This is a genomic window from Pseudarthrobacter sp. AL07 (genome assembly GCF_029960665.1).
In the GTDB taxonomy this organism is placed as follows: Bacteria; Actinomycetota; Actinomycetes; order Actinomycetales; family Micrococcaceae; genus Arthrobacter.
The window spans coordinates 1-12,641 of record NZ_JASBRB010000023.1 but is presented as its reverse complement, the minus strand read 5'-3'; the positions used below and the strand labels follow the sequence as shown (position 1 = coordinate 12,641).

Genomic DNA, 12,641 nt, shown 5'->3' with positions numbered 1-12,641 from the left:
CGGTTACGAGAGAGGCCATTTGGATAATGTATCCAATATCACCCCCATATGTAAGCAGCGTCACACAATTGTTACGTTATGGGCGGCTCGGGGAATCCAAGAAGGTGCGGAGGGCATCCACGGCATGCTCTCGGTGCTCGTCCATCAGGGCGACGAGCAACCCGACGTCCCCGTCCGCATAGGCCTGGACGATACCGGCGTGTTCGCGTTCTACTGTGGACCGATTGTGTTCTGACCCGTAGTAAACGAACCGGTATGCCTCCGTTGCGTCCCACAGGACCCGGACTATGCGCTCCAAGCGCGGCATTTTGGCCGCCGCCAACAATTCGAAGTGGAAACGCCTGTTCGCTTCGGTCATCTTCAGCAGATCACCCGCCGCACTGGCCACCTCAACATCGCTGGCCGAGGCTCTCATCGAAGCGAGTACGGTGCCGCTCCGGTTTTCAACGGCAACCCGGGCCGCCTCCGATTCCAGCAATTGCCTGAGCCGGTAGACCTCCAGGAGGTCCGTGAGTGACAGGCTGGCTACTTTGTGCCCGCGGTGCGGCTCGTAGACCACCTGGCCCTCGCTTTCGAGGACCTTGAATGCTTCGCGGACGGGTACCCTGCTGACGCCGAACCGCTCGGCGAGCGTGTTTTGACGGAGCGGCTCGCCCGGCAGGAAGTCCCCCGCGATGATTGCGCGCCGCAGCTCGGCAAGGACGAAAGCTTGAGCGGTGGGAGGGCGCTTAAATTCTTTCGCGGCGTTCTCGCTCATCCCGCCACCGCAAACGCATCTGCTTTCACACCTGAATCCTAGCTGGCTGGCTTCCGCCGCCGTCCTCGTTCCCGCCGGTCGCACCCCCGCCGTGGTCCGAAGCCTGTCGCCGCTCCGCGCGTAGGGCGTCCGCCATGACCTGGACCAGGTGCCGGCTCTCCAACCCGGCCAGGTCGCGAACCTGGGTGCGGCAGGAGAAGCCGTCGGCCATGATGCCGTGATCGGGAAGGGCCTCTGCCTTGGCGAGAATCCCCCTGCGGGCGATTTTCTCGGACACCTCGTAGTGCCCTTTTTCCATGCCGAAGTTGCCAGCCAGTCCGCAGCAGCCGGCTGACGTTTCGACGTCACATCCCATGGCTGTCAACAGGGCTTCATCGGCCGCGTAACCCATGACGGCATAGTGGTGGCAGTGCGGCTGAACGAGGAGCTTTTCCCCGGCGAGCGGTGGAGTCCACCCGATCCCGGCCAGGAGTTCAGCGACAGTTCTCACGGCAGCTGACACTTCCGCGGCGCGGGGATCGTCGGCCAGGAGTTCCACCAGGTCCGAGCGCAGCGTCGCGGTGCAGCTGGGCTCGAGACCAACTACCGTCCGGCCGTCCCGGACGTGCGGCAGAAGGAGGTCTACCGTTGCGCGGAGCTTCGCTTTCGCGGCCGTCAGCTGGCCGGTGGAGATGAGAGTCACTCCGCAGCATGCACCGGGGCCGGCAAGCTCGACATCGCAGCCTGCGGCCACGAGAACTTCGACGGCGTCGCGCGCCACCTCGGGCGCCAGCGCGTCGGAGAACGAATCGACCCAAAGCAGGACTTTGTGTCCCCCTTTCCGGCCATGGCTGCGGTTCCGGCCTTCTTGCGTTCGTCTGAACGGAGCACGGGGCAGCGGCGGAAGGGACCGGCGGAGGTCGGCCCCCATGAGCGCCATGATGGTCTTGCGCAGAACCGGCAGGCGTCCGGCGAGGTTGACCAGGGGTGCCGCCGTGGCCGAGAGGCGCAGCCACTGGGGAAGGCGCCCCAGCGTGTAGTGGCTCAGCGGACGTATTCGTCCCTTGTAGGTCTGGTGCAGGGTTTCGGACTTGAACATGGCCATGTCGATGCCGGTGGGGCAGTCGCTGGCGCAGGCTTTGCAGCTGAGGCAGAGGTCGAGCGCGTCATGCACTTCCGGTGAGGACCAGCCTAGAGTCACCACACCGCCGTTCAGCATCTCCTGGAGTACCCGGGCCCGGCCGCGGGTAGAGTCTTTCTCCTCACTGGCGCGCAGGGACAGGGCCTGGGGTCGGCGCAGGTCAGCGTCGAGGGGCGACGGCCGGACTACGACTCCGGGGTTGAACATGTCCTCCGGGTCAAAAAGAGCCTTGAAATCGCTCATGGCCCGAAGCGCTGCGGGGCTGTACATGGTGGGGAGCAGTTCGGAGCGCGCCCTGCCGTCGCCGTGCTCACCCGAGAGCGATCTCCCGTGCGCGACTGCCAGGGCCGCGGCGCAGAGAGGAAGCGGCGCATGAGCACCCCGTCGCTGTCCAGTGGGAAGTCGAGGCGGACGTGCACGCACCCGTCACCGAAGTGACCGTAAGCCAGGCCGGGAAGCCCTTCCTCATCCATCAGTTGTTCCAGGCCGCGCAGGTAGCTGCCCAGCCTCTCCGGAGGCACGGCAGAGTCTTCCCATCCCGGCCATGCCTGCTGACCTGAAGCGGTCCGGCCGGCCAGTCCGGCCCCGTCCGCCCGGATCTGCCAGAGGCGGGTGGCTTCCGGGCCGGCCGGCAGCACGACGGCAGCATCAGCACTGGAGGCGGAGACCAGAAGTTCGGCTGACGCCATGGCCTCTTCGGCCGTGGCTCCGCCAATCTCGGCCATCAGCCAGCCGCCTCCTGCGGGAAGCGCCGGGACGCTGGCCGGGCCGTGCGCCCGCCGCACGACGTCGACGAGCTTCGCGTCCAGCCCTTCCAGTGCCAGCGGGCGAAAGGGAAGCAGCGCCGGAACATCGTCGGCCGCGGTGGCCATGTCCGCGTAGCCAAGCACAGCCAGGGCAGGGGCAACCACCATCGGAACGAGCCTGAGTTCTGCCTCCAGGATCACCCCGCAGCTTCCTTCTGTGCCGGTCAGGGCAGCCGCGAGGTTGTGGCCCTTCTCGGGGAGAAGGTGCTCCAGGGAGTATCCCGAGATCTGTCGACTGAATCGCCCGAATTCGGTCCTCAGGACGGCCATGTTTTCCGCCACGAAGACTGCCAGCCCCGGCCCGGCTTCCAAGGCGTGCGGGCCGGAGCCTGCGGTGACGATGTCACCCGAACCTGTCAGCCAGGTCATTGATACAACGTTGTCCGCGGCGCGCCCGTAGGAGAGCCCGTGCGGTCCACAGGCATTGTTTCCGATCATGCCCCCGAGAGTGCAGCGCATGGCTGTCGAAGGGTCCGGACCGAACCGCAGCCCAAACGAGGCGGCCGCCTTCTGGAGGTCACTAAGCACCACCCCGGGTTCCACCACCGCAGTGGCCGCCTCGGGGTTGATGGCAAGGATGCGGTTCATGTGACGGGAAACGTCCAGGACCATGCCCGGGCCGATCGCGTTCCCGGCGCAGGAGGTGCCGCCGCCGCGCACGGTCACAGGCATGCGGTGTTTCCGTGCGATTGCCACTGCCTCCTCGACGTCCCGGCGGGTCTTGGGCAGCACCACGATTTCGGGAACCACCCGGTAGTTGGAGGCATCGGTGGCGTATTGCACGCGCGCCAGCGAGGAGTCGTCCACGGTGCCTTCGAGCACTGTGCGCAGCTCGGCGACGATCGGGTGCTTGGGTTGTTGCGGGATCGGTGTATTCAGGGTCACGGCGGAAATGCTCCTCATTGGGCCGATATGGTGCTGTTCCTTCGTGCGGCCTCCGTCAGCACTGTGACCGTGTTGGCGCGCGCTGTGTCGGACACCGGGGCGAAATGCTGCCCCGTGGCGGCGGGCTTGGGTGACCATTTCTGCACCGGCTTCGCTCGGCATAGCCCCTCATATGCAAGCTGCGGTCGGCTGACGTCCGCAGAGGCGGAGAATCCGTCCGGGAGGACGGGCCTACGACGTCCCCTTGGTCATACGGTCAATCTGCGCCTCAATGCCACCAGCGTCGCGCACAACTTCCGTATAGATCCGGCCGGCGCGGAACCTGCCCGCCGAGACTTGGAAGATGTTGACCCCGACGAACTCCATGACCGTCCCGTCCCCGCGGGTTCCCTGCAGGCCCCACTCCATCCACACCTCGTCGCCGTCCGACACCGTCCGGACAATCTTCGCCGTGAGGTCAGGCAGGTCCCTGAGCAGTTTCTCGAAATTTTGCCGCACAGCGTCTTGGCCTTGGACGGATTCCCCGCGGCGCGCCGGAGCTTCGTCAGTGTAGTCGCTGTCGAAACAGTCCGCCGCTGCTTCCAAGTCGTGTAACGACAAGGCCCTGACCCACCGTTGCGCCACTGCCACCGGATCGTTGCCCATGCACTCAATGCTGAAGCTCCGGCGCCAGTTTGGCAACAACTCGCCTTGACTCATCAAAGATGCCCGCGCCGCCTCCAGGATCTCGTTCTCGAGTAACCGAACGCCGGCCGAGATGTTGTCCCGGATGCCCCCAAACAGCCACGTAACTCTTCGCCAAGGCACATCGACTGCGAAGCCACGCCAACGTCACACAACGCCACGGCATCCTGATCCGGACAAGCAACGTCCTACCCTGAACAGGTGACTCTGGTTTCCCCGCCCTATCGCCGGAGCTCGATATGACCCCGGGCCGCGATCGAGCCCGGCGGCTGAAAGAACTCAGGACCTGCTCACCGTCCCATCATCTCCACCGGCTGCACAAGGACCGGCTGATCGAGCGCTGCGCAGCGATAGCCACCATCGGAGGCGATCCATCATGGACCTTGCCAAGGGCAACCGAAGAGGGACGCCAGGACCCCCGGGTACGACGTGAGACTTCACGTCGTACCCGGGGGACACCGTCTTCGATGAGGACTGAAGGAATGCGGGGGCAGTCGGACCGTGCAGCCGGCCCGCCAAAGTCAGAGACTCAGGTCCAGCTCAAGTCCCATTGATTGCTCCACGGCGCTGTCGTAAAGAATTCGGCCGATGGCCAAGTCCAGCACTCCGATGCCCACCGAGTTGAAGAGCGTGATGTCATCCCTCGAGGTCCGGCCCAGCACTTTCCCCGTGATAACGTCACCGAGCTCACCCCTCACATCGTCGACGCTCATGACCCCTTCACTTACAGGAATCATCAGGTCACCCGACTTCGTCGTCGCTGTCGGCAAGCTGTCCACAAATACTCGGGAACGAACCATCCCAGCAGAATCTATTTCACGATCTTCTGGGCGGGGACGGGCTCCTACCGCGTTGACGTGCAGGCCAGGCTTGAACCATTTGCCGAAAACCACCGGCTCCGTAGCCGGAGTGAGGGTGCACAGAACATCGGCCGATTCCACAACATCCTGCACAGAAGCTGCGACCACCACCGTCAGCTCGAGGTCGGCGATCTGACGCTTGAACGCGTCGATGGTTTCAGCTGTGCGAGACCATACCACGACTGTTTTTATAGGAAGAACGGCAAGCATGGCGTGGACGTGCGCGACTGCCAAGGCGCCCGCTCCCACGAGCCCGAGGACCGAACTGTCAGACCGCGCCAGCACTTTGCTGGCAACGGCGCTGGCTGCAGCTGTGCGGACTCGAGTGGGAACGCGGCCGTCAAGGATCGCCAGTGTCTCCCCCGTGGACCGGGAAACGAGTACGATTGTTGACCGCTGCGTCGGCAACCCACGATCGGAATTCCCAGGAATGTCGGCGAGCAACTTCACTGATGCAAGTCCGTCGGCTTCAGATAAAGCCGACATCGGAATGAACCGGCCCCCGGATGAGGGAAGGCGAAGGGAAGCCGGTGCCGGCTGATGCGCTAAGCCTGCTGATACGTCCGCAAAGGCACTTTCTACCGCTTTGATGGTTCTGGGCATGTCGGCTAGCGTGTGGAGCTCGGACGCTGTGAGAATAAGGGTCATTTATATGTCCTTTCGTCGGTGGGCGAAAATACTTTCCAAGTCTTCAATCGCCGAACCCCCGGTTCATGACAATCTGGCCGTTCTTGACAACCAAGTTCCGCGGAGGACGGCTCACCACAGCTTCAGCAACGTTGCGGGCCGGGACCACAACAAGGTCCGCCTTGCATCCGACGTCCAAACCATACTTTTCGAGCCCCAGGATCTTCGCGCCGTTATATGTGGCCGTGTCCAAGGCCGCCTCAATGTCCTGATCACGGCGAAGATCTCCGCGATAGGCGACGAACATGGCACGTTCGAGCATGTCGCCGTTCCCGTAGGGAGACCACAGGTCCCGAATGCCGTCATTTCCGCATCCGACGTTTATTCCGTGCTCAGCAAGTAATTTCAGCGGCAGCACCGGGCGGCTGAAGACGGCTGCGGTCGTCAATGAAATGCGCGCTTCAGCCAGGCCATCAAATACTTTGGATTGCACAGGGGCGGGCATATCAGCAAGGCAGAATGCGTGGCTGATCGTGACCCTGCCCTCCATACCCATTCCCTTGGCCCGCTGAATGATCTGTAGTACCTGCCAGACGCCGAGTTCCCCTGGGTCGTGAAGGTGGATATCGATGTCACACCCGGAGTTGCTGGCGATGTTGAAAATGGCGTCCAGTTGGCCGTTGGGGTCGCCGTCAAAGCCGGCCGGATCGACGCCGCCGATGGCCGTAGCTCCCATATCAAGGGCATCTTTCAATAACGATGCTGTTCCCGGGCGCGTTACGACCCCCTGCTGTGGGAAGGCGACCTGCTGAACGTCGATGCGTTCCTTAAGGGACAATGCCGCCTTCTGCACAGCTTCTATTCCGCTGAGCCCGACTTCCGGGTCAACATCCGTATGCGTTCGGATGCTTGTCGTTCCGCACGCGGACATTTGCTCCAACAGTGCCGTGATGCGGTCCAGAGACGGATAGCCAACATCGAGGCGGCGGAGCCTTTCATCCGCTATACGCTCGGCGACACTTGGACCTGCGGTGTGCGGAATCCACGGGCCGCTCCAGAGCGTCTTATCGATATGGCAATGGCTGTCCACGAGCCCGGGCAGCAGGAGCGCGCCCTTGCAGTCGATTTCTTCTCCCTGGGTTTGTCCGGGATGCAGCCTCCCGACTGCCACAATGTGTCCATCCGAGACCTGTATGTCAACCGGCCCGGCGTCTGATGGGCGACGGACGTTCTGGAGAAGAAGGCTGGTGTTTGGCTGCATCAGGCCTCCTTATTGACGGCTCTGCCGGCACTTGAAACAGTGACCCCGGCGGTTGAAACAGGGACCTCGTCGCCACCTTCGTGGACAGGTTTCAGACTCTCAGCGTCTTTGCCGAGGATGTCTTTCGCCCGCATGGCAACCGGCAGGTGTTCGGACGTGCCCCCCTTGAACACCAGGCTGAGGAGGATGACAACCGATAGATTAGCCGCCAGCGAAATGAGTCCGGTGTTGATGTTGCCGGGCACAAGCTTTGTAAAGTAGAAGAACGTCACGAGGGCACAACCGACCACGATGCCCGCAGACAGGGCGGGGGCCTTGAACTTCCTAAAGAACATGACACCAAACCATGCGGGGACGAGCTGGGCCGTCAAAGCCAGGGCCAGATTCAAGAAGGTGAGCATGATTGAGGAAGTGAAAGTAGACAGCGTGGCTGTGAAGACCAGGAAAAGTCCCATGACCAGTTTCACACTGTGGGAAGACTTGGATTTAGAGAGTGTCGGGACGAGGTTCCGGGTGAGGACTCCACCAAACATCAATGAGTTCCCTGCAAGAACAATCAGGGCAGACAACCCGGCGCCGGCGGCTACCAAGCCGACAATCCATTCGGGGGCGAGATCCCGGGTGACCGCCAGGAAGACACCGTCCGGCTTCGACAGGTTCGGGGCGTGGCTAATGCCGTAGTACGCCGCGAATACCAACAGCGGGTACATAAGCATGTACAAGGGCATCCAAATAACGGACTTCTTGATGGAACTTTCGGATTTTGCCGCGAAGAGGAACTGCGCGGGAAAGGTCAGGTAAAACTGAATCGATTGTACGAATATGGTCGACATTGCAAAGATAAGAGCCCCGCCAGTAACCGTGGTCATGTCCGGCCTCGTGGCGACCCCTTCAAAGATCCCGGGCACCCCCTTGGCCGCAATTACGGCGACAATCCCGGCAAGGGTTATTCCCAAGAACATAAACAGGTCCTTGACGATGGCGACGAAAGCAGTCGAGCGCATCCCGGAGATGGCTACGTACAGGAAGGCGATCACAGCTGACCCGACGATGATGCCGAGGCGGCTCAACGGCAGTCCGAGACCGCTAAGAACTGTTTGCAGCCCAACGAACTGGAACACAGCCCAGGGAATTAGAGCCAGAACGAACGTGAACGCGGCCAGCTTTTCGAGGGGCCGGTTCTTGTAATGGCCGTACATGACGTCCGGCACCGTTACCGCGTTGTATACCTTGCCGGCACGCCAGACCAGAGGTGCCAGGAAGTACCCGAAGACATAGCCTAAGAGAATGTATCCAATGAACCAGACTCCGTATGAGGCTCCCTTCGCGTAGATACCGCCGGGGAAACCGAGCATCGTTCCGACGCTGTATATCTCGCCTACTGCAAGGAAAAAGATCAGCCAGCCGGGCAGAGAGCGGCCTGCAATCAACGTACCCAAGGGTCCGCGGGTTGTAACGCCGCGTCGCGCTGCCAAGGCCACGCCGATCGAAAGAGCGATGATACTGAAAAAAACAACCGCAATCATTCCGTTTCTCCTTCCAAGCGACCGTATGCGGCGCGTTCCAAGTAGCGCCATGAGACCCAGAAACACAGGGACGTCAGAGGTAGCCAGGCAAACAACCAAGCAAAGACCATTGGTATACCAAGGATGGTATTCGGGTTGTTACTGACTAGTGGGACTCCGACAAGTATTGCCAGCGCGGGGATTCCCATCGCCACGGCCAAGGACCAGCGACTTCCGATCACGATTACTCCTAAATTCGGACGGTTGGACTATGAGCGGAAGCCCCAAACTAAACGAGACGCCAGTGTTGAACCGCCTGTTGTTTGAGTCCGTTCTCAGTGGAGTCAACAATAGTTCTGGTATACCATCCGGGCCAGAGCCAGTTGCTATTCCCTTGTAAGGAGCCAGTTGCCGTGGGAATGGCCTAAGGGTCGATCGTCTCGCGGAGCTGGGCAAGCACCGGCTCGCGGCTCTGCTCAATGTGTGCGTAGGCAAGCGCGTAGGCGAGGTCTGGGCGGCCTTCGGCGATTGCGCTGCACAGGGCCGCGTGCTCTTCGTGTTGCAGCTCATTGCTCCGGTTCTGCGCCAGTCCGAAGATCCAGCGCATCCGTCCAAGAAGCGGCTTCATGGAATCCATCAGAAGGCGGTTACCTGAAAGCCGGACGATTTCCGAATGTATTTCACTGCTGAGCAGCAAGATCTGCTGCGGTCGGACCTCTTCAATCGCCAAACGCGAGGCCGCAAGGAGCTCAGGTAAGCGGAGCTCAGGTAAGCGCCCGGCAGAGACGTCGGCGGCAACCCGCATGGCTGCCGCTTTCGCCGCGAAGGTCTCAAGACAAAGCCGGACGTCGAAAAGATCGTTGACATCAGCCAGAGTCAGGCGCCGCACCACCGCGCCGCGCCGCGGAAAGGTGGCAACGAATCCGTCTTGCTCCAGCCGCTGGATAGCCTCCCGCACCGGTATCCGGGACACCTGCTACTTCTCCGATAGTTCGCGTTCCCGCAGGCGCATGCCTTGTTCAAAGGTGCCAGTTACGATACCTTCCAGCACTAACTGATAAACGAGCTCAGCGCGGGCCTCTTCTCCATTCGGAACCTCAGGCCTCGTTTCAGCCACGGCCAACCCCCTTCGCAAGCATCGCCGGGGCCGCTGGACGCCGACGATCAAGCATCCCACGATGCATAGGGGCAGGAAGCGTCGGTGGACAATCCGGATCCGGGCATCCTGCATCGCCTCTTAGCGGACACATCATGGCCTGGGACCGCTTGCATCGGTGGGAGCTCGATCGGGTTCCGTCGATCATTGCGGTTCAATCTGCGCCATGTCCGGGCGTGCTGACGAGTCGATGAACAGGGGGAAGGGCCACCTTACTAACCAAGGCCGCTTCGTACCGAAGAAGCCCGACCTGGCCTTGGGAGCATTTCCTCGCTCACCTCCACGGAGGTGAGGCGTCCTTTTACAGCAAAGTGTCCGGCTACAGCAAGAAGTATTGCTTCCCCAGCCAGCGCCCAAATGGGGGCTTCCCAGCGTTGAGTCCATTCGAGAAGCAGTGCGGCACCTATGGGACCCAGAGCAGCCAAGGCGAACCCGATTCCCTGGCTCATGGCCGATAATTTCCCTGCAGTCAGAGGCCCGGCCGAGCGAATAACGATCAGTGTCATCGCAACTCCGAATCCCGCGCCCTGGGCGACGCCCAAGAGACCCACAAGAACGAACTGCAGCTGCGCAGGTGCTGCAAGCATAATCAACAGGACTGCGGCCATCAGAATGCCTAACCCGGAGGACATGAATACCAGGAGATTGCGGCGGCCAGCCAACACAGGGGCCAACAGACCAGCGGGCAGCCCGGCCACGTTGAACCACCCCAGAAATGCAGCGGCTGCGAACGGTGTCATGCCCTTGAAGATGAGAAAAGCAGCCAAGCACGATGTGAGCGAGAAATAGAGCATGGCTTGCAGGCCAAAAAAAGCAGTCACAGCCCAGGCAGTCGACTGCTTCCGCAACGGCTGAGGCGCCAAAATGTCGATGCAGTTATTCCGTGGAACGGCTCCGGCATCCTGAGGATCTTCGGACTCTGCCAGGGTCAACGGCGACAGGCCACCCGCGCCCTTTGGTAAAGGGCCGGGCTCGCCATGCCATTGGATCAGAAGAGCACCCACCAAAGCAGGTATTGCCCAGACGGCAAGGGCCCACGTCACGCTGCCTCCAAACATGTACTGCAGAGGCTGTGTCAGTCCTGCCCCCAACGCCGCACCGAGACCGATGCCCATCGTCCACAGTCCGGTTGACCACGCTGTGCCGCGGTTCGCCTTTAGCACCTGGGGCACCAGGACGCTCGCTGCCATGATGGCCACGCCGGCCAGAAAGGTGCCGGGGAGCATGACAATGGGACCTAGAACACGCGCGCTCAAAGCGGCGGCGAGAGCGAGCATTGCGATTGCAATGGCACGCGCAGGGCCGACGCGGCGGGCGAGCCACGGTCCACAAGGAGCAGAAAGTCCGAAAGCCAGTACCGGAAGCGCCACGAGAAGGGGAACTGCCCGCGGGTCCAAGCCCAGTACAGATTTGAGTTCTTCTAAAACTGCTGCCACCGATGTGATTGCTGGCCGAAGGTTGAAGGCAACGAGCGTGATGGCGATGAGTAGCCACCAATTCCGGAACATCATCATCCGACGGGAGCCTGCTGATACATTTTCCGCTTGGTGCAACATCGGATCCTCCTAGACGCTTTGGTATACCAAAGTGTAGTCTACTGTTTAGCGATCCATCCAAGTTGGAGAAACCTGGTTGGAGAAAGAGGTGCAACGGCCGTCAAAGGTAGCCTCTGGTATACCTTCGATCCGACTCAAAGGAAGACAGCAATGGCAGCGTCTGAATTGATCATGACCATCACAGCGGAGAGCAAAGCGGCTATGGACCATCACATCGCCGAAGCCGAACGCATCGCCATAGCCCGCGCCGTCGTGGACGGCACCAAAGGCATTATGGTCACCCGTCACAGGCCGAACTTGTGCACCGTGGTACTTAGCGACGAAGTCCCCTACGGCCTGACGCGGGAACGCCTGCTTAATTAGCAGAGGAGGACTCCCTCACGTTCAGGTGCCGGAGCAAGTCCGGCCGGCTCAGTGATCTGCCCTCGATTTCGTCGATCAGCATACCGGCCATGACCTCGCACTGGGCGTCGATGGCGACTCCGGCAGTGGTGAGGCCTGGTTGAAGATGTTGTGTCAGCTGGACAGCCTCACAAGTAACAACCGCCACTTGATCAGGGATGTCCACTTTCCTGTCTTTCAGTGCCGAGATGACCCCCGGAGGGTGAGGTCGGGCCGCTGATTTGGGCAGCCCCTGCCGGATACGGCAACGCGGCAGCAGAACATGCGTCTATCGTGGAGGCGATTCGGTCCGGAGACGGGATGCTTGCCCGGGCTCTGGCCGAGGAGCATGTCCGTTCGGATATGAACCGGGTACTCGATTTGCGAATGAGCGTCGATGCATCACGCGAAGAATCTTTTCCTGACCCCGCCAAGGAAGAACGCGAAGTAGCGTTGATCGAATCCTTCGCCGAACTGCTGGCCGATACCGCCACCTCCTCAATCCGTGCGATTGAAGACGCGGTGCGCGTTCAGCTCGGCTCTAAACGGCAGGGGGACAGCTCTGACCTGGACGCCATCTACGACGCGTCGCGGCGGACCCTCGAAGGGGCCGTCCCGCTCTTGTACGGTGCCGGCTTCCTGCCTGACACCTCATTCGGCCCTGCGGGCGTGGCGTGGTGCCATGCCCCGAGCGGACCTCAGTCACTTCAGCGGCTCGTGATCGACTGGGACTTATATGAGGGCGGTACCGCAACGTGGCGCCCTGAGGACTACGGCGACCGAACCGTCCACATCAGCCATGCGTACCTTGATGCCAACGGGAGCAACGAAAACATCGTCACCTTCAGCAAAGCCGTTTTCGTGGAGGACGAAATGGTCGGGATCGTCGCTGCAGATGTCCTGGTCCGGGGAATCCAGAGCCACCTCGAACCCCACCTTCGGGCCTTACCCCCGAATACGTGCCTCGTTGACCAGCAGGACGCAATCAGGCTCTTCCGAATGCAGGGTGTAGCCGGGGTTGGCGCGCGTGACTTCCGAGGCCG

At 61.5% G+C, this 12,641-nt stretch carries 12 protein-coding genes; 2 read left to right on the top strand and 10 right to left on the bottom strand.

Features of this window, described 5'->3' with window-relative positions; translation table 11 throughout:
* Positions 1 to 76: 76 nt before the first annotated feature.
* The 9 genes from QK290_RS14740 to QK290_RS14700 all read right to left on the bottom strand — a co-directional run bounded on the left by QK290_RS14740 (position 77) and on the right by QK290_RS14700 (position 11,217).
* Positions 77 to 757, bottom strand: a complete 681-nt coding sequence (locus QK290_RS14740) for a GntR family transcriptional regulator (protein ID WP_282331383.1) — start codon at positions 755 to 757, stop codon at positions 77 to 79.
* 25 nt (positions 758 to 782) lie between these two features.
* Positions 783 to 2,222, bottom strand: a complete 1,440-nt coding sequence (locus QK290_RS14735) for an FAD-linked oxidase C-terminal domain-containing protein (RefSeq protein WP_282331416.1) — start codon at positions 2,220 to 2,222, stop codon at positions 783 to 785.
* The gene (locus QK290_RS14730; protein WP_282331382.1) at positions 2,117 to 3,568 is read right to left on the bottom strand and encodes an FAD-binding oxidoreductase; all 1,452 of its coding nucleotides are present in this window, start codon (positions 3,566 to 3,568) and stop codon (positions 2,117 to 2,119) included. The genes QK290_RS14735 and QK290_RS14730 overlap by 106 nt, the downstream gene beginning before the upstream one ends.
* A 231-nt stretch (positions 3,569 to 3,799) precedes the next feature.
* Complete coding sequence (locus QK290_RS14725) at positions 3,800 to 4,213, bottom strand: nuclear transport factor 2 family protein (RefSeq protein WP_282331381.1); 414 nt, start codon at positions 4,211 to 4,213, stop codon at positions 3,800 to 3,802.
* A gap of 560 nt (positions 4,214 to 4,773) precedes the next feature.
* Positions 4,774 to 5,760 (bottom strand): ornithine cyclodeaminase family protein, encoded by a 987-nt coding sequence (locus tag QK290_RS14720; protein ID WP_282331380.1) that lies wholly within the window; start codon positions 5,758 to 5,760, stop codon positions 4,774 to 4,776.
* 43 nt (positions 5,761 to 5,803) lie between these two features.
* Positions 5,804 to 7,000: an amidohydrolase family protein gene (locus QK290_RS14715; RefSeq protein ID WP_282331379.1), complete on the bottom strand. Its 1,197-nt coding sequence runs from the start codon at positions 6,998 to 7,000 to the stop codon at positions 5,804 to 5,806.
* Positions 7,000 to 8,526 (bottom strand): hypothetical protein, encoded by a 1,527-nt coding sequence (locus QK290_RS14710; RefSeq protein WP_282331378.1) that lies wholly within the window; start codon positions 8,524 to 8,526, stop codon positions 7,000 to 7,002. The genes QK290_RS14715 and QK290_RS14710 overlap by 1 nt, the downstream gene beginning before the upstream one ends.
* A gap of 403 nt (positions 8,527 to 8,929) precedes the next feature.
* Entirely contained in the window at positions 8,930 to 9,478 is a 549-nt protein-coding gene (locus tag QK290_RS14705) for a GntR family transcriptional regulator (protein ID WP_282331377.1), read from the bottom strand.
* A 398-nt stretch (positions 9,479 to 9,876) separates the two neighbouring features.
* The gene (locus QK290_RS14700; protein ID WP_282331376.1) at positions 9,877 to 11,217 is read right to left on the bottom strand and encodes an MFS transporter; all 1,341 of its coding nucleotides are present in this window, start codon (positions 11,215 to 11,217) and stop codon (positions 9,877 to 9,879) included.
* 150 nt (positions 11,218 to 11,367) lie between these two features.
* Between QK290_RS14700 and QK290_RS14695 the strand changes: the two genes are divergently transcribed.
* A complete protein-coding gene (locus tag QK290_RS14695) occupies positions 11,368 to 11,580 on the top strand; it encodes a hypothetical protein (RefSeq protein WP_282331375.1) in 213 nt (70 codons plus the stop codon).
* Here the strand turns inward: QK290_RS14695 and QK290_RS14690 are convergent.
* The gene (locus tag QK290_RS14690; protein WP_282331415.1) at positions 11,573 to 11,809 is read right to left on the bottom strand and encodes a substrate-binding domain-containing protein; all 237 of its coding nucleotides are present in this window, start codon (positions 11,807 to 11,809) and stop codon (positions 11,573 to 11,575) included. The two genes, QK290_RS14695 and QK290_RS14690, sit on opposite strands and share 8 nt — an antisense overlap.
* Positions 11,810 to 11,985: 176 nt before the next feature.
* Here QK290_RS14690 and QK290_RS14685 point away from each other — a divergent pair.
* Positions 11,986 to 12,641 (top strand): hypothetical protein (locus tag QK290_RS14685; protein WP_282331374.1); only part of this gene is annotated, 656 nt, incomplete at its 3' end.

Bases quoted from the DNA above. Each gene is read 5' to 3' on its own strand.
- QK290_RS14710 (WP_282331378.1), bottom strand. From the start codon at position 8,526: ATGATTGCGGTTGTTTTTTTCAGTATCATCGCTCTTTCGATCGGCGTG.
- QK290_RS14695 (WP_282331375.1), top strand. From the start codon at position 11,368: ATGGCAGCGTCTGAATTGATCATGACCATCACAGCGGAGAGCAAAGCG.
- QK290_RS14725 (WP_282331381.1), bottom strand. From the start codon at position 4,213: ATGGGCAACGATCCGGTGGCAGTGGCGCAACGGTGGGTCAGGGCCTTG.
- QK290_RS14740 (WP_282331383.1), bottom strand. From the start codon at position 757: ATGAGCGAGAACGCCGCGAAAGAATTTAAGCGCCCTCCCACCGCTCAA.
- QK290_RS14715 (WP_282331379.1), bottom strand. From the start codon at position 7,000: ATGCAGCCAAACACCAGCCTTCTTCTCCAGAACGTCCGTCGCCCATCA.
- QK290_RS14720 (WP_282331380.1), bottom strand. From the start codon at position 5,760: ATGACCCTTATTCTCACAGCGTCCGAGCTCCACACGCTAGCCGACATG.
- QK290_RS14700 (WP_282331376.1), bottom strand. From the start codon at position 11,217: ATGTTGCACCAAGCGGAAAATGTATCAGCAGGCTCCCGTCGGATGATG.